The 18,618-nt window shown below is 69.0% G+C and carries 20 protein-coding genes, 1 tRNA gene and 1 pseudogene; 11 read left to right on the top strand and 11 right to left on the bottom strand.

Going from position 1 to position 18,618, the window contains the following annotated elements; translation table 11 throughout:
* The first annotated feature begins 83 nt into the window (after window positions 1–83).
* Together VB734_RS04565 and gltX are read left to right on the top strand one after the other, a co-directional pair.
* Window positions 84–157 (top strand) — tRNA-Asp (locus VB734_RS04565).
* Window positions 158–181: 24 nt separating this feature from the next.
* Complete coding sequence (gene gltX / locus VB734_RS04560; protein WP_197162950.1) at window positions 182–1,630, top strand: glutamate--tRNA ligase; 1,449 nt, start codon at window positions 182–184, stop codon at window positions 1,628–1,630.
* On the opposite strand, the gene VB734_RS04555 is transcribed toward gltX, so the two are convergent.
* Window positions 1,621–2,946, bottom strand: a complete 1,326-nt coding sequence (locus VB734_RS04555) for a cation:proton antiporter (RefSeq protein WP_197162948.1) — start codon at window positions 2,944–2,946, stop codon at window positions 1,621–1,623. The two genes, gltX and VB734_RS04555, sit on opposite strands and share 10 nt — an antisense overlap.
* 23 nt (window positions 2,947–2,969) lie before the next feature.
* Complete coding sequence (locus tag VB734_RS04550; protein WP_197162947.1) at window positions 2,970–3,212, bottom strand: hypothetical protein; 243 nt, start codon at window positions 3,210–3,212, stop codon at window positions 2,970–2,972.
* 50 nt (window positions 3,213–3,262) lie between these two features.
* On the opposite strand from VB734_RS04550, the gene polA reads away from it, so the two are divergent.
* The 3 genes from polA to cysS all read left to right on the top strand — a co-directional run bounded on the left by polA (window position 3,263) and on the right by cysS (window position 7,993).
* Window positions 3,263–6,229, top strand: coding sequence for a DNA polymerase I (polA, locus tag VB734_RS04545; protein WP_197162945.1), 2,967 nt, complete (start codon window positions 3,263–3,265; stop codon window positions 6,227–6,229).
* 6 nt (window positions 6,230–6,235) lie between these two features.
* Window positions 6,236–6,466, top strand: coding sequence for a hypothetical protein (locus VB734_RS04540; protein WP_197162943.1), 231 nt, complete (start codon window positions 6,236–6,238; stop codon window positions 6,464–6,466).
* 63 nt (window positions 6,467–6,529) lie between these two features.
* A complete protein-coding gene (gene cysS, locus VB734_RS04535; protein WP_197162941.1) occupies window positions 6,530–7,993 on the top strand; it encodes a cysteine--tRNA ligase in 1,464 nt (487 codons plus the stop codon).
* Window positions 7,994–7,995: 2 nt separating this feature from the next.
* On the opposite strand, the gene VB734_RS04530 is transcribed toward cysS, so the two are convergent.
* The gene (locus VB734_RS04530) at window positions 7,996–8,268 is read right to left on the bottom strand and encodes a hypothetical protein (protein WP_322781744.1); all 273 of its coding nucleotides are present in this window, start codon (window positions 8,266–8,268) and stop codon (window positions 7,996–7,998) included.
* Window positions 8,269–8,361: 93 nt separating this feature from the next.
* Here VB734_RS04530 and VB734_RS04525 point away from each other — a divergent pair, with 93 nt between their 5' ends.
* Window positions 8,362–9,600 (top strand): 1-deoxy-D-xylulose-5-phosphate reductoisomerase, encoded by a 1,239-nt coding sequence (locus VB734_RS04525; protein WP_322781745.1) that lies wholly within the window; start codon window positions 8,362–8,364, stop codon window positions 9,598–9,600.
* Window positions 9,597–9,959, top strand: coding sequence for a (2Fe-2S) ferredoxin domain-containing protein (locus VB734_RS04520; RefSeq protein ID WP_197162936.1), 363 nt, complete (start codon window positions 9,597–9,599; stop codon window positions 9,957–9,959). The genes VB734_RS04525 and VB734_RS04520 overlap by 4 nt, the downstream gene beginning before the upstream one ends.
* Here the strand turns inward: VB734_RS04520 and VB734_RS04515 are convergent.
* From VB734_RS04515 to VB734_RS04505, 3 genes are read right to left on the bottom strand one after another with little or no spacing between them, the layout of a single operon-like run.
* Entirely contained in the window at window positions 9,908–10,930 is a 1,023-nt protein-coding gene (locus VB734_RS04515) for a YheT family hydrolase (RefSeq protein ID WP_322781746.1), read from the bottom strand. The genes VB734_RS04520 and VB734_RS04515 overlap by 52 nt on opposite strands.
* The gene (locus VB734_RS04510; protein ID WP_322781747.1) at window positions 10,927–11,619 is read right to left on the bottom strand and encodes an SDR family oxidoreductase; all 693 of its coding nucleotides are present in this window, start codon (window positions 11,617–11,619) and stop codon (window positions 10,927–10,929) included. The genes VB734_RS04515 and VB734_RS04510 overlap by 4 nt, the downstream gene beginning before the upstream one ends.
* A 5-nt stretch (window positions 11,620–11,624) precedes the next feature.
* Complete coding sequence (locus VB734_RS04505) at window positions 11,625–11,801, bottom strand: hypothetical protein (RefSeq protein WP_197162932.1); 177 nt, start codon at window positions 11,799–11,801, stop codon at window positions 11,625–11,627.
* Between the two features lie 163 nt (window positions 11,802–11,964).
* Between VB734_RS04505 and VB734_RS04500 the strand changes: the two genes are divergently transcribed.
* From VB734_RS04500 to trxB, 3 genes are all read left to right on the top strand, one after another.
* Window positions 11,965–13,431 carry a DEAD/DEAH box helicase gene (locus tag VB734_RS04500; protein WP_322781748.1) on the top strand — a complete coding sequence of 489 codons (1,467 nt, stop codon included), beginning with the start codon at window positions 11,965–11,967 and terminating at the stop codon, window positions 13,429–13,431.
* Window positions 13,432–13,563: 132 nt separating this feature from the next.
* Window positions 13,564–13,776: a hypothetical protein gene (locus VB734_RS04495; protein WP_322781749.1), complete on the top strand. Its 213-nt coding sequence runs from the start codon at window positions 13,564–13,566 to the stop codon at window positions 13,774–13,776.
* A gap of 180 nt (window positions 13,777–13,956) precedes the next feature.
* The gene (gene trxB, locus VB734_RS04490; RefSeq protein WP_197162927.1) at window positions 13,957–15,357 is read left to right on the top strand and encodes a thioredoxin-disulfide reductase; all 1,401 of its coding nucleotides are present in this window, start codon (window positions 13,957–13,959) and stop codon (window positions 15,355–15,357) included.
* Between the two features lie 48 nt (window positions 15,358–15,405).
* On the opposite strand, the gene infA is transcribed toward trxB, so the two are convergent.
* Window positions 15,406–15,675: a translation initiation factor IF-1 gene (gene infA / locus VB734_RS04485; protein WP_006171764.1), complete on the bottom strand. Its 270-nt coding sequence runs from the start codon at window positions 15,673–15,675 to the stop codon at window positions 15,406–15,408.
* Between the two features lie 226 nt (window positions 15,676–15,901).
* On the opposite strand from infA, the gene VB734_RS04480 reads away from it, so the two are divergent.
* Window positions 15,902–16,558 (top strand): pseudouridine synthase, encoded by a 657-nt coding sequence (locus tag VB734_RS04480; RefSeq protein ID WP_197162925.1) that lies wholly within the window; start codon window positions 15,902–15,904, stop codon window positions 16,556–16,558.
* On the opposite strand, the gene VB734_RS04475 is transcribed toward VB734_RS04480, so the two are convergent.
* The 4 genes and pseudogenes from VB734_RS04475 to VB734_RS04460 form a co-directional block, all read right to left on the bottom strand.
* On the bottom strand, window positions 16,548–16,763 hold the full coding sequence (locus tag VB734_RS04475; protein ID WP_185467088.1) for a hypothetical protein: 216 nt from the start codon (window positions 16,761–16,763) through the stop codon (window positions 16,548–16,550). The genes VB734_RS04480 and VB734_RS04475 overlap by 11 nt on opposite strands.
* Before the next feature lie 48 nt (window positions 16,764–16,811).
* Window positions 16,812–17,774 carry an NAD(P)H-binding protein gene (locus tag VB734_RS04470; RefSeq protein ID WP_322781750.1) on the bottom strand — a complete coding sequence of 321 codons (963 nt, stop codon included), beginning with the start codon at window positions 17,772–17,774 and terminating at the stop codon, window positions 16,812–16,814.
* A gap of 100 nt (window positions 17,775–17,874) precedes the next feature.
* Window positions 17,875–17,973, bottom strand: coding sequence for a cytochrome b6-f complex subunit PetM (petM, locus tag VB734_RS04465; protein ID WP_006171769.1), 99 nt, complete (start codon window positions 17,971–17,973; stop codon window positions 17,875–17,877).
* A gap of 18 nt (window positions 17,974–17,991) precedes the next feature.
* Window positions 17,992–18,618, bottom strand: a pseudogene (locus tag VB734_RS04460) (N2,N2-dimethylguanosine tRNA methyltransferase); the annotation flags it as partial.

Raw genomic sequence — 18,618 nt, 5'->3', positions numbered from 1 at the left:
CGGCAGTGGATACTTTGCTTGTCGTCAACACGACACCAGAAGCCAGGTCGGGCAAGGGTTTTCACCCTTCTCAACCTCCATCTGGGACTGTAGTTCAACCGGTTAGAGCACCGCCCTGTCACGGCGGAAGTTGCGGGTTCGAATCCCGTCAGTCCCGTTTCACTCTCATGAGCGTCCGCCGGTGACCGTTCGGGTTCGTCTGGCTCCCAGCCCCACGGGAACCCTGCACATCGGCACCGCCCGCACGGCGGTCTTCAACTGGCTGTTTGCCCGCCACCACGGTGGGCAGTTCCTGCTGCGGATCGAGGACACCGACCGGGAGCGCTCCCGGCCCGAGTTCACGGCCGACATCCTTGATGGCCTCTCCTGGCTCGGCCTGAGCTGGGATGCGGAGCCCGTGATCCAGAGCGAGCGGATCGAGGCCCACCGCAACGCCATCGGCCAGCTGCTGGAGGCGGGTCTGGCCTACCGCTGCTACGCCTCGGAGGCCGAACTGGAGCAGATGCGCGAGCAGCAGAAGGCCAGCGGCTCCGCCCCCCGCTACGACAACCGGCACCGCCATCTGACACCCGCTCAGGAGCAGGCCTACCTCGCCGAAGGGCGCGAAGCGGTGGTGCGCTTCCGCATCGACGACGGGGCCACGATCGCCTGGAGCGACCTGGTGCGCGGGGAGATGCGCTGGAGCGGCAGCGATCTGGGCGGCGACATGGTGATCGCCCGGCGGGCTCCGGCCGATCGGATCGGCGACCCGCTCTACAACCTGGTGGTGGTGGTCGACGATGCCGCCATGGCCATCAGCCATGTGATCCGCGGTGAGGACCACATCGCCAACACCGCCAAGCAGCTGCTGCTCTACGAAGCCCTCGGCCTGCCCCTGCCGGTCTTCGCCCACACGCCCCTGATCCTCAATCAGGAGGGCCGCAAGCTCTCCAAGCGCGATGGGGTCACCTCCGTGGGTGAGTTCCGGGCCATGGGCTACACCGCCGAGGCGCTGGTGAACTACATGACCCTGCTGGGCTGGTCGCCTCCGGAAGGCCTGGGCGAGCGCTTCACGCTCACGCAGGCCGCCACGGCATTCGACTTCGATCGGGTCAACCGGGCCGGGGCCCGCTTCGACTGGGACAAGCTCAACTGGCTCAACGCTCAGGTGCTGCATGAGCTCAACCCCGCCGAGCTGAGCCAGGCCCTGGTCCCGCTCTGGCAGGCCGAAGGCTGGAGGGCGCCAGATGCCGGCCGTGACACCTGGGAGCAGGAGCTGGCCGAGCTGCTCGGTCCCTCCCTCACCACCCTGCGCGATGGAGTCGAGCAGGCCCGGCCGTTCTTCGAGCGCCCCGAGCCCGACGCCGGCGCCCGCCAGCAGCTGGAGACCGATGGGGCCATCGCGGCCCTCAGGGCTGTGCTCGAGCGGCTTGAGGCCACTGACTCCCCGGACCTGAGCCTGGAGCAGGCCAGGAGCCTGCTGACCGAGGCCGCCAGCACGGCGGGGGTGAAGAAGGGTGTGCTGATGAAGAGCCTGCGGGCAGGCCTGCTGGGCAGCCTGCAGGGACCTGATCTGATCAGCACCTGGAGGCTGCTGCATGCCAGCGGTGAAGACCGGAAGCGGCTGATGCTGGCCGTGGCTCAGGGCTGAGACTGCTCAGGGGGCAAGGCCTGGCTGGCCGCAGCCGGCGCGGGGATGGCCCCAGCAGCGGCGAGCTGCTGATCCCTGGCCTCCTCCCGCTGACGCTCCTCTTCCTCCAGCTCCTGCTCGCTCAGGCGCAGGCCCAGCAGGCCCGCCAGGGGAGCCGCGGTGAATCCCTGCAGGCCCACGGTCATCAGGATCGTGAGGAACACCAGCCCCTGCAGCGCTCCCGCCCCCTCCACTCCCGCTTCGTAGAGGCGCAGGGCGAACAGGCTGGCCACTGCGGCGGTGACGATCCCGCGCGGAGCCAACCAGCTCAGCAACACCTTCTGGCCCATGCTGAGGGGCAGGCCGAAGGTGGCGATCTGCATCGCCACGGGCCGCACCAGCAGCATCAGGGTGAGCACGCAGCCCACCCCTCCCCAGCCCAGGGGACTGAGGTCGGCCCAGGCCACATCAGCGGCCAGCAGCGGGAAGAGAATGCTGATCGCCAGCTGGGCCAGCTGGCGGATCAGGTCGTCGAGCATGGCGGCCTCGGTGTCGGCGCAGCGGCCCACCAGCACCCCGGCCATCACAGCTGCGGGCAGGCCCGACTCGGGCATCAGCACCTCGCAGCCGGTGAACATCAGAAACATCACCCCCAGGGTGAGCTGCAGGCGCAGGCCGCTCTCCGGGTCCACCGGCAGCCGCCGCAGCAGCACCGCCAGCAGGAACCCGCTCAGGGCGCCCACCGCCACACCGAAGCCCAGCCGTTGCAGCAATTCCAGGGCGAGATCCTGCCAGTCGTAGCGGTCGGTGAGCACCAGCTCCAGCAGCAGCAGGGCCAGCACGGCACCGACCGGCTCCAGCACCAGACCCTCCCCCTCCAGCACATCCCCCAGGGGAGGGGCCAGGCGCATCTGCTGGATCAGGGGGGTCACCACCGTGGGGCCCGTGCCGAGCACGATCGCGCTGTACACCGCCGCCAGCTGCCAGCTCAGCCCGGCCAGCCAGTGGGCCGCCAGCAGGCCGGCGGGGAGGGCCACCAGCAGGCGCACCACCACGATCCGCAGCACCGCCTGGCGGGTGGTACTGCCCGGAAGGCTCAGCTTCAGGCCCCCGTCGAACAGAACCAGGCTGACCAGCAGCCCCACGATGGTTTCCAGGCCACTGCCCAGGGCGAGCGGATCCACCAGCCCCAGCCCCGAGCGGCCGATCAACAGCCCCGAGGCCAGCAGCAGCACCACCGACGGCAGCCCGGTGAGCAGGGAGGTCAGCTGGGCCAGCGCCCCGGAGAAGACGGTGATCCCCCAGAGCAGCTGCAGCCTCTCGGGGGCATCAGTCATGGCTCGATTCAACCACCATGGACTCAGTCGTCGAGGGCGGTGTACCGGGGCTCGACGCGGATGCCGACCACACTGCTGGGACGCAGCACCAGGTACTCCCCCTCCAGGTCGTTGATCGGCACATTGACGAAGGCTTCGGCCGGACCGGCATTGAGCACGCTGCCGTACCACTGCTGAAAGGCCTCGAGGGTGGCGAAGTGCACCAGCTCCCGGTGCCCCCCGGCCAGGAGCAGGTGGATGGCGTAGCGACGGGGTTGGCGCGTCATGGCGGCACGACCGGTGCCCCCAGAATGCCCCAGCCGGAATGGGGAACGGGATGGGGAAGGCCGAAGCACCGATGCTGCTGCTGGTGGATGGTCACTCCCTGGCCTTCCGCAGCTTCTATGCCTTCGCCAAGGGGGGAGAGGGGGGACTGGCCACGAAGGATGGCGTTCCCACCAGCGTCACCTACGGCTTTCTCAAGGCTCTGCTCGACAACGTGAAGGGACTGACCCCCCAGGGGGTGGTGATCGCCTTCGACTCGGCCGAGCCCACCTTCCGCCACGACGCCGACGCCAGTTACAAGGCCCACCGGGACGTGGCTCCGGAGCAGTTCTTCAGCGATCTGGCCAACCTGCAGGAGATCCTCTCGGAACCCATGGATCTGCCCCTGTGCACGGCACCCGGCTACGAGGCCGACGACATCCTCGGCACGCTGGCCAACCGGGCGGCGGACCAGGGCTGGCGGGTGCGCATCCTCTCGGGCGACCGCGACCTCTTCCAGCTGGTGGACGACGATCGCGACATCGCCGTGCTCTACATGGGAGGGGGTCCCTACGCAAAGAGCTCCGGTCCCACGACCATCCGCCGGGAGGAGGTGATCAGCAAGCTGGGGGTGTCGCCGGAGGAGGTGGTGGACCTCAAGGCCCTCACCGGTGATGCCAGCGACAACATTCCCGGCGTCAAAGGGGTGGGGCCCAAAACCGCCATCACCCTGCTGAAGGCCCACGCCAACCTCGATGGCATCTACGCCGCCCTCGACCAGCAGAAGGGGGCCCTCAAGACCAGGCTGGAAACCGACCGGGAGAACGCCTACCGCTCGAGGATGCTGGCGGAGATCCTGGTGGACATCCCCCTGCCGGCCGAACCGCGGCTGACCCTCGGTGATGTGAACGCCGCGGCCCTGGCCCAGCGGCTGGAGGAGCTGGAACTGCACAGCCTGGTGCGGCAACTGGCGGCCTTCGAGCGGGCCTTCTCGGCCGATCACCAGGCCCACCAGGACCTGTCGGGCTCAGCCACGGGCAGCTCACCGTCTGCGCCGGCCGATCCGGGTGCTCAGGCTTCGCCCTCAGTGGCGCCATCCGGCTCGCCGCAACCCGACTCCGCCCCGGAAGGCGCACCGCCCCTCCTGGAGCCGGAGATCATCCAGAGCCCAGAGCAGCTCGAAGCCCTGATGGCGCGGCTGATGGCCGCCACCGACCCCGTCCAGCCGATCGCCCTCGACACCGAGACCACCTCGCTGAACCCCTTCCAGGCGGAACTGGTGGGGGTGGGGCTGTGCTGGGGTGAAGGCAGCGACGAGCTGGCCTACGTCCCGATCGCCCACCAGCCCGCTGACGCCACCGATCTGCTGGAGCCGGCAGAGGCGCCACCGCGGCAGCTGCCCCTGGATCAGGTGATGGCGGCGCTGGCCCCCTGGCTCGAGAGTGCCCGGCACCCCAAGACCCTGCAGAACGCCAAGTACGACCGGCTGATCCTGCTGCGCCACGGCCTCGGCCTGGACGGGGTGGTGATGGACACCCTGCTGGCGGATTACCTGCGCGATGCCAACGCCAAACACGGGCTGGAGGTGCTGGCGGAGCGCAATTTCGGCTTCACGCCCACCAGCTTCAGCGCGCTGGTGGCCAAGGGGGAGACCTTCGCGGCCGTGCCGATCGACGCCGCCGCCCGCTACTGCGCCATGGATGTGCATGTCACCCGGCGGCTGACGCCGCTGCTGCGCAGCCAGCTGCAGCAGCTGGGGGAGGCCCTGCCGCGGCTGCTCGATCAGGTGGAACTGCCGCTGGAGCCCGTGCTGGCGCGGATGGAGGCCACCGGCATCCGCATCGACAAGCCCTACCTGGCGATCCTGAGCGAGGAACTGGCGGGCACCCTCGCCAGCCTCGAGGCCGACGCCCGCCAGGCCGCCGGGGTCGACTTCAACCTGGCCTCCCCCAAGCAGCTGGGCGAGCTGCTGTTCGAGACGCTCGGACTTGAGCGCAGGAAATCGCGCAAGACCAAGACCGGCTGGAGCACCGATGCCGCCGTGCTCGAGAAGCTCACTGACGACCACCCGGTGGTGCCGCTGGTGCTGGAGCACCGCACCCTGAGCAAGCTCAAGAGCACCTATGTGGATGCGCTGCCGGCCCTGGTGGAGCCGGAAACGGGCCGGATCCACACCGATTTCAACCAGGCGGTGACGGCGACCGGGCGGCTGTCCAGCAGCAACCCCAACCTGCAGAACATCCCCATCCGCACCGAGTTTTCCCGGCGCATCCGCAAGGCCTTCCTGCCCCAGGAGGGCTGGCAGCTGATCAGCGCCGACTACTCCCAGATCGAGCTGCGCATCCTCACCCACCTCTCCGGCGAGGAGGTGCTGGTGGAGGCCTACGCCAACGGCGACGATGTCCACGCCCTCACGGCCCGGCTGCTGCTGGAGAAGGACGAGGTGACAGCCGACGAACGGCGCCTGGGCAAGACGATCAATTTCGGCGTGATCTACGGCATGGGCGCCCAGCGCTTCGCCCGCGAGACCGGCGTCAGCCAGGCTCAGGCCAAGGAGTTCCTGAGCCGCTACAAGCAGCGCTACCCGAAGGTGTTCGCCTTCCTGGAACTGCAGGAGCGGCTGGCGCTCAGCCGCGGCTACGTGGAGACGATCCTGGGGCGGCGGCGTCCGTTCACCTTCGACCCGGGCGGCCTGGGGCGGCTGAAGGGCAAGCCGCCAGAGGAGATCGACCTGGAGGTGGCCCGCCGGGCCGGAATGGAGGCCCAGCAGCTGCGGGCGGCGGCCAATGCGCCGATCCAGGGCTCCAGCGCCGACATCATCAAGCTGGCGATGGTGCAGCTCGACCACGAGCTGCGGGCCTCGGGCCTGCCCGCCCGGCTGCTGCTGCAGGTGCACGACGAGCTGGTGCTGGAAGCGGCTCCCGAAGCCCTCGAGAGCGTGCTGGCCACGGTGAAGCGGGTGATGGAGAACGCCATGGAGCTGCGGGTGCCCCTGGTGGTGGACACCGGCTGGGGACCCAACTGGATGGAGGCCAAGTAGGCGCCGGTGCACACCGATCGCCGCAGCCTGGCCGCTCCGGCCTTCGCCGCTGATCTGGCCGACCTGCCCAGCTGCCTGAAGCCCCGCACCCTCAGCGCGGTCACGGCCACGATCACCCAGGCCAGCGTGATCAAGGATCCCCTGGTGGCTCAGGGGTTCAGGACCTCCGACCCCGCCTGCACCTACCAGGTGGCCAGGCCCGTTTTTCAGGAAGTTCCCGTGCGCGGCCTCTGGTGATCAGCTGATCCCGGGGTCAGAACACTGACCCCTTACGGTGCCTGCAGCTTCTGACGGCAAGCCTTGACCCTGCGGCTCACCAACACCCTCACCAGGCGCACCGAGCCCTTCGAACCTCGGGTGCCCGGTGAGGTCACCATCTATTGCTGCGGGGTCACGGTCTACGACCTCTGTCACCTCGGCCATGCCCGCAGTTACATCGTCTGGGATGTGCTGCGCCGGTATCTGATCTGGCGTGGGTTCCGGGTCACCTTCGTTCAGAACATCACCGACATTGACGACAAGATCCTCAGGCGTGCCGCCGAAGAGGGCAGCTCGATGGAGGCGGTGAGTGAACGCAACATCACGGCATTCCGTGATGACATGAATGCCCTGAACATCCTTCCTCCCGACAGGACCCCCCGCGCCACAAAGTGCCTGGATGGCATCCGCGCCATGATCGCCGAACTCGAAGCCTCCGGAGCCGCCTATTCCGCCGACGGGGATGTCTACTTCGCGGTGATGGGCCGGCCTGATTACGGCAAACTGAGCGGACGCAGTCTCAGCGATCAGCTGGAGGGCGCCAGCGGCAGACTCAACAGTGACGAAGAGTCCCGCAAGCGCCATCCCTTCGATTTCGCCCTCTGGAAAGGCGTCAAACCCGGAGAACCCAGCTTCCCCTCGCCATGGGGTCCCGGGCGGCCGGGATGGCACATCGAATGCTCGGCGATGGTCCGGCAGGAACTGGGCACCACCATCGACATTCACCTGGGGGGCTCGGACCTGATCTTTCCCCACCACGAGAATGAAATCGCCCAGTCGGAGGCGGTCAACGGGGTACCCCTGGCCCACTACTGGCTGCATAACGGCATGGTCAATGTCGATGGAGAGAAGATGTCGAAATCCCTCGGCAACTTCACGACGATCCGTGCCTTGCTGAGCAGTGGGGTGTCGGCGATGACCCTGCGGCTGTTCGTGCTCCAGGCCCACTACCGCAAACCCCTCGATTTCACCCGTGAAGCCCTTGAGGCCGCCGCCACCGGCTGGCATGGGCTCAACGAAGCCCTGGGGCTCGGTCTGAACCGGGCCTTCAGCGAGCCCCTGGGCTGGGCGGATGCCGCCCCTGGCCACGACACGGGGCTGGAGACCAGCCGGCAGGACTTCATCGATGCCCTCGACGACGACCTGAACACCTCCGCCGCGCTGGCGGTGCTGTTCGAGCTCACCCGTCCCCTGCGGGCCCTGGCCCGGCGGCTCGAGCGGGGATCGTCGCCCAGTGGCCAGGATCGTGCCCTCCAGGGGCGCTGGCTGCTGCTGCAGGAGCTCAGCGGCGTCCTGGGGCTGAAGCCGGAGTCCCCCTCCAGCAGCGAGGCCGAAGCGGGCGCCGGTCCGGAGCCGGCCGAAATTCAGGCCCTGATCAGCGAGCGCCTGGCCGCTCGCCAGGAGAAGCGCTACTCCGAAGCCGATTCCATCCGCGACCGGCTGCGTTCCGCAGGCATCGAGCTGATCGATCGGCCCGATGGCAGCACCGAGTGGATCCGGCGCTGAAGTCAGCGAGGGTCCTCGGCCGGCGGGGAAGCCGCCGGCGACTGACCGCGCATCAGGGTTTCGATCCGGCGGATGCGCACCCGGGTGGTCTCCCACACCTCGAGCCTGAAGGCAGCGTCGGCAGCCGCCGGGGTGCCGCCGGGTGGGCCCTCCGCCAGGGAGCTGCGCAGCTGCTCCACCATGGCCTCGATGTCGTCACCCGCCTCGAACGCATCCCAGAGTTCCCGCTCCAGCCGCGCCCGCTCGATGAAATTCCAACGCTTGAGCCAGAGCATCGCGGCCGCCAGGGGTGAAGATCACCAGTGCAGCCAGTGTGCACGAGCCGCTGGGATCGGTGGGAGACTGGCGCCCGTCGCAGGGATGGCCTGGTGAAAGCGATCAGCGTGCTCGGCTCCACAGGGTCGATCGGCACCCAGACCCTGGCGATCGTGGAGGAGTTCCCGGAACGCTTCCGGGTGGTGGCGCTCACGGCGGGCTCCAATCTCGACCTACTGATCGATCAGATCCGCCGCCATGCCCCCGAAGTCGTGGCCCTGGCCGACTCCGAGGCCCTGCCTGAGCTGCGCCGCCGCCTGGAGGCGCTGGAGCCTTCCCAGCTACCGGCGCGTCAGCCTGAGCTGGTGGGGGGAAGCGAAGGGCTCTGCGCCGCCGCCGCCTGGCCCACCGCCGAGTTGGTGGTCACGGGCATCGTGGGCTGCGCGGGCCTGCTGCCCACCCTCGCGGCGATCGAGGCCGGCAAGGATCTGGCCCTGGCCAACAAGGAAACCCTGATCGCCGCCGGGCCTGTGGTGCTGCCGGCCCTGAAGGCCAGCGGCAGCCGCCTGCTTCCCGCCGACTCGGAGCATTCGGCCCTCTTCCAGTGTCTGCAGGGCACCCCCTGGGCCGACACGGCCCGCCTCTCCACCGGCGTCCCCACCCCCGGCCTGCGGCGCATCCAGCTCACCGCCTCAGGCGGTGCCTTCCGCGACTGGCCCGCCGCCGATCTGGCCAAGGCCACCGTGGCCGATGCCACCAGCCATCCCAACTGGAGCATGGGCCGCAAGATCACGGTGGATTCAGCCACCTTGATGAACAAGGGGCTGGAGGTGATCGAAGCTCACTACCTCTTCGGGCTCGACTACGACCACATCGAGATCGTCATCCATCCCCAGAGCATCATCCACTCGATGGTGGAACTGGCCGACAGCTCCGTGCTGGCCCAGCTGGGCTGGCCCGACATGCGCCTGCCGCTGCTCTACTGCCTCAGCTGGCCCGAGCGGCTGGAGACCCCCTGGCGGCGCCTGGATCTCACCGAAGTGGGCCAGCTCACCTTCCGCGCCCCCGACGAGCAGAAATACCCCTGCATGGGTCTGGCCTACGCCTCCGGACGTGCCGGCGGCACCATGCCCGCGGTACTCAACGCCGCCAATGAACAGGCCGTGGCCCTCTTCCTCGAGGAGCGGATCTCCTTCCTCGACATTCCCCGGCTGATCGAGGGGGTCTGCGAACGCCACAGCCCCGACCTCCGTCAGGACCCCAGCCTCGACGACGTGCTGGCCATCGACGCCTGGGCCCGTCTGGCTGCCATCGAGCTGGCCGCCGCCTCGCCCGCCCTGCTGACGGCATGAAGGTCGAGAGGCACCTGCTGCTCTGCGCCACCCCCACCAAGGCCCTCTGCGGCGATCCGCAGACCGGGGCCGCCAGCTGGGGCCGGCTCAAGCAGCTGATCAGGGAGCGTGGCCTGGAGCAGCCCGACCGCCCCCAGGGGGTGGTGCTGCGCACCAAGGCCGACTGCCTGCGCATTTGCGCCGGCGGACCCATCCTGCTGATCTGGCCGGAGGGGATCGCCTATGGCGGGGTCACCCCGGAGAGGATCGAGCGGATCGTGGAGGACCACCTGATCGGCGGACGGCCCATCGAGGACTGGATCGTGGCTCAGCACACCCTGCTGCCCAGCCGCTGCTCCAGCCAGCGCAGCACCAGCTGATCCGACCAGCAGCCTCCTGGCGCATGGAAGCCGTTGTGGCCGCCGCCGGGGCTGATCACCACCTCCAGGGGCGGCCCCAGGGCCAGGGCGCCGGCGGCGGGGACCCAGGGATCATCCAGAGCCTGCACGATCAGCGTGGGCGGCAGCGGGGGCTGCCCGGGCTCGGGCACCAGCAGCCGCGGCAGGGGGCTGGCCTGGCGGTAATAGGCGTCGACACTGGGGTAACCCCAGCGCGGTGCCGTGATCAGGGCATCAAAGCCGCGGATGCTGTCCACCCGCCGCAGGCGCTCAACCAGCTCAGCATCAGGCCTTAGACCGTCGTTGAGGGTCTGCTGGCGCAGGCGCTCCAGCAGCCATCGCTCGTAGAGGCGGTTGCGCGGCCGGGAGATGGTGGCGGAGCAGTGGGCCAGATCGAGGGGACTGCTCACCAGCGCCAGTCCCTCCAGCTGCGCGACCCCGTCGAGCACGGCATTGAGCAGCACCGTCCCCCCCAGGGAGAGCCCCACCGCCAGCAGGGGCCGATCAGCCGCCAGCTCCCGGGCCCGCCCCAGGGCCGGCGCCAGATCCGAGCTGCAACGAGCGGCATAGGTGCCGCTGGCCAGGGCCCGCCCGTCACCGGCGCCACGCATGTTCAGGCGCAGCACCGCGAAGCCGGCCCGGTTCAGGCACCAGCCCAGCCTCCGTACGCCCTCGGCCTGACTGGAGCCGCCCAGGCCATGCAACAGCAGCACCAGCGCCCTGGGCCGACCAGATGGCGCGTCCGCAGCCGGCGGATCGAGCCAGGCGAGCAGGGAACCGTCCCGACCCTGGCGGGAGGGCCCCAGGGGAAGCGCAAGTGGCGTGCTGGCACACGCCGGCAACACATCCGGCCGGAGTGTGTCGCGCAGGGTCTGCAGGTCGGGGCCCCACCAGGGGGGCCGGGGCCGGAACGGCTGCACCCCCAAACGCTCCAGCACGGACTGGGAGCTCACACCGGCTGGGGCTGAACGGCGAGCCACTGGGCCAGGGAGAGGGGCTCCACCCCGGCAGCGCTGGTGACTTCGATGATCCGCCCGATCGACGCCGGCGAGTCCAGGGCGTCCAGGCACACCCGGGCCACCAGCCGGCGGGGAATGCTGTTGCTCTCCTGCTGGTCAGGCCCGCTGAAGCGGATGCCCTGGGCGTCGAGGTTCTCCTCCGTCTCCTTGAGGCCACCGGGGCGCACCACGGTCCAGTCGAGGCCACTGGCCTCCAGCCAGCGCTCCCCCAGCCGCTTCCAGACCAGGATCAGGCCGAAGAGGTTGAGGGGGTGCAACCAGCGGCCGCTGCACAGCGAGCTCACCAGCACCACCCGCTTCACCCTCGCCGCCGTGCAGGCGGCGCACTGCCGGCGGATCGCCAGGGCATCCACCTTCAAGGGTCCCGCCAGATCCACCGAAGGACGGGCGCCGGTGGCGATCACCAGGGCCTGGACCCCCGCCAGCGCCTGCTCGAGGGCAGCCTGATCACCCAGCTCCAGACGGATCAGCTCGGCCCCCGTCAGCCCATCGGGGACCTGAGAACCAGGGCGCAACAGGGCCTTGACCCGGTAGCCCCGGGCCAGTGCCTCCTGGACGACACGCCAACCGGTCTTGCCGGAGGCACCGCTCACAGCCAGCGTGAATGAGGACTCGGAAGGCACGGATCTCAGAACAGCGGCATCAACTCCTGTTCTAGGCAGCGGGCCCGGGGGAAGTCCCCCTGGTGGCGCAACTGACGCACCCTCAGGATCATCGGATCGATGTCGCACAGCTGGCTGTAGCAGACCTCCAGGTGCTCACGGAACCCGGGCTGGAAGCGGCTGATGGGAAAGGGGTCGTCCAACGGTGATGAAGGCGGGGCCACTGGAGAGCGAAGAGATCTGACCGGGCAGCGCTCGGGATGATGCCCGGACGGTAGGGAAGCTGCATGCGGAAGCCCTGGTGACAAACACTCATTTCCAGGCCGCAGCACGCACAATGACGCCACTCCTGCCGGCGTCGCTGCCATGGACACCAACGCCCGCGGCAGGCCGTCCTTTGACCTGGGTCACGCCCTTGGCCTGCGTCTGGCTCCGCGGCAGTGGCAGTGGCAGCTGATCAATCTGCTGCGCCGGCGCCTGGAGGTGCCCGGCAGCCTTGGGCAGGACGTCCTGGTCCACGCCGGACCCGGCGCCGGCAAGACCTTCGGGGCACTGCTGGGCTTCCAGTCCCTGCTGCGGGAGGGCCGTCTCGCCCATCTGCTGGTGTTCTGCCACCGCAGTTCGATCGCCGCCCAGTGGCGCGACTCGGCCCGCCAGCTGGGGCTGGAGCTGCGCGAGTGGGATCCGGCTCAGGCCCCCGAGGGCGGCCAGGGTCTGCTGCTCAGCTACCAGAGCGCCGCGCGCCACAGGCACCGGCTGCAGCAGGAGCTATTGAGCCTCCTGCCCGGGCCCACCCTCACGGTGGCCGATGAGGTGCATCACCTCGGACTGGATCCGGAGGAACCGGAAGCCACGGCCTGGGGCCATGCCTTCAGCGAGCTGAGCCGGGATCATGCGCTGCGCCTGGGCCTGAGCGGCACCCCCTTCCGCGCCGACAACCTGGCTTTCTGTGCCGCCCGGCGCGTGCCCCGGCACCAGGAGGGACTGCTTGTGGAACAGATCGAGCCCGACCTGAGCGTGGAGCCCCGCCAATTGATCGTGGCCGGTGATGTCAGGCCGCTGGAGTTTCGCTTCCAGGACGGCTGGGTGGACCACGGCCGTGGCGAGGCGGAGCGGGAGGGCGAGGCGGAGCGGTCACCCCTGTCGCTGGAAACCCGCGAAAGCTGGCGGGCCCGCAACCTGCGCCGCGCCATCCGTCCCGGCGACCAGAGCAGCATCGCCCTGCGGGTGCTGCTCAATGCCCGAGAGCGCCTCGACAGACTCCGCATCGACAACCATCCCGAGGCGGGCGGGCTGGTGATTGCCCGTGACATCGCTCACGCGCGCGGTCTGAGCGGCCTGCTGGAGGAGCAGGGGGACCGCGTGCGGCTGGTGCACTCCCAGGATCCCGAGGCGGCCGCCCATCTCCAGGCCTTCCGGGCCGGCGACGCCGACTGGCTGGTGAGCATCGACATGTGCGCCGAGGGATTCGATGCTCCACGCCTGCGGGTGGTGGCCTACCTGAGCACCGTGGTGACCCGCAGCCGTTTCCTTCAGGCGATCACCAGAGCCGTGCGGATCGATCCCGGCCGGGCGGCTCTGGAGCCCATCCCGCGCCATCCCTCCTACGTGTATGCGCCCGCCGATCCACTGCTGATGGGCTATGCCCGCAGCTGGTCCGTGGCAGAGGCCTATGTGATCCGGCCGAGGACCCCGCCGGAGGACGAGCTGGCAGGTGCCGGAGCCGGAGCGGGAAGCCAGCTGCCGCTGGAGGCCCTGCGCGATGGCGCCGGAGAGGTGATCCGCCTGCGCGGCCCCCAATTGCCAGGGTTTCTTGACAGACGACGCTCCTGAGCGCTTGAGCCGCGCGCCCCGGTCCAGTGGCGCTGGTTACAGCACAAAAACGAAGAGAGTGCGAACATCTCCAAACCAACACCACAAATGGTCTAGTCACCATTCAGCCTGGTGCTCACCCGGAGATGGATCATGACCAAGGCCTCTCCCCACCGCCATCTCGCCGCACTGGTGAGCTGGGCCGTGGCCCGCATCGCCGAACTCGACCGCCTGGAGCGCTACGAGGAGAGCTTTGCCCTCACCGAAGAGTTCCGTGACTGGATCCTCGGCATCGACCACCAGCCCGAGCGGCTGGCCATGCTGCTCGTGCCCCAGGGGCTCGGAACTCTGGACCTGGCGGAATAGTCGAAGCCACGGCGGGCGAGGGAGCTGAGCGCAAATCTAAGGCAATCCTTAAGAAGCAGGACCCTCCGGCAACCCTCGTCTCATTTCTTCAGGATTCCTGGGCTGGGCCGGCGGAGCGCTTCCCACAGGTCCGCACGCTGTGATCTAAGCTCAACTCATAGTCAGTCCGCATTAGATCCCATGAGCGTTTCCTCAGGCCCCAGGGGCGACGAGGCTGCGGTGGAGAACCTGGTGATCGTGGGCTCTGGCCCGGCCGGATACACCGCAGCCATCTATGCGGCCCGCGCCAACCTCAATCCCCTGCTGATCACCGGCTTCCAGGACGGGGGCATCCCCGGTGGCCAGCTGATGACCACCACCCATGTGGAGAACTTCCCCGGCTTCCCCGATGGCATCCTCGGCCCCGACCTGATGGACCGCATGAAGGCCCAGGCCGTGCGCTGGGGCACCCGACTGGTGGAGGCCGATGCCGAGGCGATCGACCTCTCCGAGCGCCCGTTCAGGATCAGCGCCGAGGGGCGCACGATTCGCACCCAGGCCGTGATCCTCGCCACCGGCGCCAGCGCCAACCGCCTCGGCCTTCCCCACGAACAGCAGTTCTGGAGCCAGGGCATCAGCGCCTGCGCCATCTGCGATGGAGCCACCCCCCAGTTCCGAAATGAGGAGCTGGCGGTGGTCGGAGGAGGGGATTCGGCCTGCGAGGAAGCGGTGTATCTCACCAAGTACGGCAGCCACGTGCACCTGATCGTCCGCCGCGAGAGCCTGCGTGCCAGTGGCGCCATGGCCGACCGGGTGCTGGCCAACCCCGCCATCACCGTGCACTGGAAGCGGGACGTGGTCGATGTGTCGGGGAACGGCTGGCTGGAGGCGCTCACCCTGCGCAATCCCGACGACGGCAGCACCGAGGAGCTGCCGGTGCGGGGGCTGTTCTATGCCATAGGCCACACCCCCAACACGCGCCTAGTGCGGGACCAGCTAGCGGTGGATGCCAAGGGTTACCTCGTCACCACACCGGGTCAGCCCGACACCAGCCTGGAGGGGGTGTTCGCCGCCGGTGATGTGGCCGATGCCCAGTGGCGTCAGGGAGTCACCGCCGCCGGCAGCGGCTGCCAGGCGGCCCTGGCCGCCGAGCGCTGGCTCACCCACCACGGCTTGGCCTCCACGGTGCATCGCACCAACGTGGAGCCGGAACCCAGCGGTGAACCCATCCACACCGCCGTGAGCGATGCCGACAACTTCGACCCCGCTGCCCTCTGGCAGAAAGGCGGTTATGCCCTGCGCAAGCTCTACCACGACAGTGACAGGCCCCTGCTGGTGGTCTACACCTCCCCCAGCTGCGGGCCCTGCCATGTGCTCAAGCCTCAGCTCAAGCGTGTGCTGCAGGAGCTCGGCGGTGCCGCCCAGGGCGTGGAGATCGACATCGAAGCCGAGCAGGAGATCGCTACCCAGGCCGGTGTCAACGGCACCCCCACCGTTCAGCTCTTCCACGCCAAGCAGCTGGCTCAACAGTGGCGCGGAGTGAAGCAGCGCAGCGAATTCAAAACCGCCATTGAAGCTCTCCTGCCGGTGCCGGTGGCCTGAGCCGAAGCCAGAACAGGAGCAAGAGCCGAGCCTGAAGCCGGCCTGCGCTCAGCGCCGCCTCGGACCACCGGGGCGGTTGCCGCCAGGCCTGGGGCCGGTGGCTCCGGCGTTGCGTTCCCGGTAGGTGATCCGGCCGCGGGTGAGGTCGTAGGGGCTGATCTCGACAAGCACCTTGTCGCCTGCGAGCAGCTTGATGCGGAACTTGGTGAGCTTGCCGGCGGCACGGCAGAGGCACTGGTGCCCGGAGGGCTGATCGAGGGTGACCAGGTAGAACCCGTTGCCCTGTTCCTTCTCGATCACTCCCGAGGTTTCGATCATGCGCTGCCGTGGCTCGATGCAAAGGTCACTCCACCTTAAATTGGCGACCCGCTGGCCACCCATGGGCCGATCTCCGGCCCTTGGGGCAGCACCGTCCCTGCATCGAGAGCCCTAGGGTCTGGGACGTTGCCGGCTTGCTCCTTGCTCGTTCCACCCCTGACCCTTGATCTGGGCCTGCTGCTGATTTCAATCGGGGTGGTGAATCTCTGGAAAGCCCGCCAGAGGAATGGCGGTTTCTGAATCAGCCTCCGCGGCCGGGCCGGCCCCGACCACCCTGGTACTGAACAAGCCCTACGGGGTGCTCAGCCAGTTCAGCCCCGAGCCGCTCAGCCCCTGGTCGACCCTGGCCCCCCTGGTGCCCGTGCCTGGGGTCTACGCCGCCGGCCGCCTCGATGCCGACAGCGAAGGCCTGCTGCTGCTCACCAGCGATGGCCGACTGCAGCAACGCCTCACGGATCCCCGCTGGGGCCACTGGCGCCGCTACTGGGTGCAGGTGGAGGGAACCCCCAGCGAGGCCGCGCTGGAGCAGCTGCGGGAGGGAGTGATCGTGCAGGGCCGACGCACCCTCGCCGCCCAGGCCATCACCCTGGCTGATCCGGGTCTGGCGGAGCGGGTGCCACCGATCCGCCAGCGCCGCTCGATCCCCACCTCCTGGCTGGACCTGAGGCTGCGGGAAGGTCGTAACCGCCAGGTGCGGCGGATGACTGCGGCCGTGGGACTGCCCACCCTGCGGCTGCTGCGGGTGGCGATCGACCTGATGGATGGAGGCCCGCCCCTGAGCCTCGAGGGTCTGGCGCCCGGTGAATGGCGGCCGGTGACCGCTGCCGAGCAGGAGCGGCTGAACCGACTCCTCGACAGGCGCGGCGGCCGGTTCAGCCGATGACCTGCTGCAGCTCGCGCACGGTCTGGAGCTGGCCGTAGTAATAGTTCGCGCGTGCCCGCCGGTCGGCCTCCTCGAGGCTGTCAAGGGCATCAAAACCCAGACTCATCCAGAGCTCATGGCCGCAGGCCCGGTTGAGCTCGGCGGTGGCTTCCTGCTCGAGATTGGCCAGCCGGCGCTGGAGATTCTTGATCTGGGCAATGGACATGGACGAGCCGGCCGTGTCGACTGATGGTACAAAAGAACTGTCGGTTCATCAGAACGGCAGCTTCTTCTTTCCCTCCTTGTCGAGGTCGGCATCCAGCTCCCGCAGGCGGCGCAGGATCGTGTCGTAGTACTCCCTGAGGTAATCCTCCAGGCGGGTGGTCTCAGCGGGATCGAGGGTGAAGGCCTCGTAGCTGGCCTCCATCGGGGCATCCAGGGGCTGACCGCCACCGGTGACCTCGGCAAAGGCCAGCCGCTCCGCCACGTTCACTCCGGGCTCGAAGAAGGACGCCAGTCCCTGCATCAGACGGATCAGAAACGGCCTCACCCGGAACACCCGGGCCGGCTTGCCGCTGTAGCGCTCACACAGCTGGGTGACCTCACCGGTGTTCCAGGCTTTGGGACCCACCACCGGGAAGGCCTGACGCACGGTGGCGGGCTGGCTCAGGGCCGCCACCGCGAAGCGGGCCACATCCTGGGTGTTCATGTAGGCGATCGGAGTGGGGGTGCCGCTCACCCACACGGTCTGGCCCTCGAGCACGGGAATGGCGAACTGACCGATCACTCCCTGCATGAAGGCCACGCAGCGCAGGATCGTGTAGTCGAGGTCGGAGCCGATCAGGAGCTGCTCGGTGCAGTACTTGATGTCCATCAGGGGCACCTCGCGGTGGAGTTCAGCCCCCAGCAGCGACACGAAGACGAACCGTTTCACACCGGCCTGCTCGCAGGCCCGCAGCAGGTTGAGCTTGCCGTCCCAGTCGATCGTGTAGATGCCGGCGCTGTCCGTGGGACGGGCGGTGGCGGCATCGATCACCGCATCCTGCCCCTCGAGGGCGTAGGCGAGGCTTTCGGGTTCGAGCAGATCACCGCGGGTGAGTTCACAGCCCCACTCCTGCAGGAAGGCGGCCTTGCGGGGTGAGCGCACCATGCAGCGCACCTGGTGGCCCTGATCGAGGGCATGGCGGGCAATCTGGCGACCAAGGGTGCCGGTACCGCCGACGACCAGAACCTGCATGAAGCACCCGACCAGGAGGGGCTGAGCCTAGAGGTGCGGCTGTCACCGGCGCGCCGGCGGAAACGTCCTGGCCGAGGGTGAGGACGTCACCCCCAGGGCCTCAGTCTTTCTGCAGTTTGAGCAGCAGGGCTCCGCCCACGAGGCCGACGGGGATCAGCACCCAGAAGACCGCTGCGGTGAAGAAGATTTCCGAGGCCATGGGGGCAGGCGAGAACGGCTACCCGCCCAGTGTCCCATCTCCCGCAGCGGCCAGCTCCAGGACCACCGCCCAGGGCGCTGAGGTGCGCAGCTGCCCGGGCATCACGCCACTGACGCCCGCGCTCCAGCCCGCCCGGCGCAACCGCTCCTGCAGCTGCCGCAGGCGGACCGTGCCGCCGGGCGATCGACGGGCGATCTCCGCCATCGGCCAGACCCGCGGGCCCTCCCCCGTGTCGGCACTCAGGTTGGCCAGCAGCCGCCGGCCCTCCTCAGCCATGCAGCCAGGGGCAGCCAGGGCCGAGAGCTCGCCAAGGCAGTCGGCATCCTGGAGCGGACCGATCCAGAGCGGACCACTCACCGCCAGGGGTGGGGCAGCGCTGCAGCCGCAGCTCTGCCAGCCCCGCAGGCGCTTGAGGCTCTGCACCTGCTGATCCCCGCAGCCGTGGCAGTGGGCCAGCAGACCCAGCTGGTCTTCCTCCCGAGCGACGGGACTGCGCTGCACCTGCACGGCCGTGCGGAAGGTGCGGCCGTCGCTGAAACTCAGCAGCGGTCTGATGCCCCGGCCCAGGGACCAGGCCGCCCGGGCCACGACCCCGAGCTGAAGGCGCAGGGCCAGCTCCCAGCTGGCGGGGTGGGCCCGGGCCGC

This window comes from Synechococcus sp. BA-124 BA4 (assembly GCF_034931165.1).
This window is presented reverse-complemented; position numbering and strand designations above follow the sequence as displayed.

What these genes read in the sequence shown, in the direction of transcription:
- infA (WP_006171764.1), bottom strand. Translation starts at nt 15,675, where the DNA reads ATGATCGAAACCTCGGGAGTGATCGAGAAGGAACAGGGCAACGGGTTC.
- VB734_RS04520 (WP_197162936.1), top strand. Translation starts at nt 9,597, where the DNA reads ATGAAGGTCGAGAGGCACCTGCTGCTCTGCGCCACCCCCACCAAGGCC.
- VB734_RS04500 (WP_322781748.1), top strand. Translation starts at nt 11,965, where the DNA reads ATGGACACCAACGCCCGCGGCAGGCCGTCCTTTGACCTGGGTCACGCC.
- VB734_RS04470 (WP_322781750.1), bottom strand. Translation starts at nt 17,774, where the DNA reads ATGCAGGTTCTGGTCGTCGGCGGTACCGGCACCCTTGGTCGCCAGATT.
- VB734_RS04480 (WP_197162925.1), top strand. Translation starts at nt 15,902, where the DNA reads ATGGCGGTTTCTGAATCAGCCTCCGCGGCCGGGCCGGCCCCGACCACC.
- trxB (WP_197162927.1), top strand. Translation starts at nt 13,957, where the DNA reads ATGAGCGTTTCCTCAGGCCCCAGGGGCGACGAGGCTGCGGTGGAGAAC.
- VB734_RS04495 (WP_322781749.1), top strand. Translation starts at nt 13,564, where the DNA reads ATGACCAAGGCCTCTCCCCACCGCCATCTCGCCGCACTGGTGAGCTGG.
- polA (WP_197162945.1), top strand. Translation starts at nt 3,263, where the DNA reads ATGGGGAAGGCCGAAGCACCGATGCTGCTGCTGGTGGATGGTCACTCC.
- petM (WP_006171769.1), bottom strand. Translation starts at nt 17,973, where the DNA reads ATGGCCTCGGAAATCTTCTTCACCGCAGCGGTCTTCTGGGTGCTGATC.
- VB734_RS04475 (WP_185467088.1), bottom strand. Translation starts at nt 16,763, where the DNA reads ATGTCCATTGCCCAGATCAAGAATCTCCAGCGCCGGCTGGCCAATCTC.
- VB734_RS04555 (WP_197162948.1), bottom strand. Translation starts at nt 2,946, where the DNA reads ATGACTGATGCCCCCGAGAGGCTGCAGCTGCTCTGGGGGATCACCGTC.
- VB734_RS04550 (WP_197162947.1), bottom strand. Translation starts at nt 3,212, where the DNA reads ATGACGCGCCAACCCCGTCGCTACGCCATCCACCTGCTCCTGGCCGGG.
- VB734_RS04530 (WP_322781744.1), bottom strand. Translation starts at nt 8,268, where the DNA reads ATGCTCTGGCTCAAGCGTTGGAATTTCATCGAGCGGGCGCGGCTGGAG.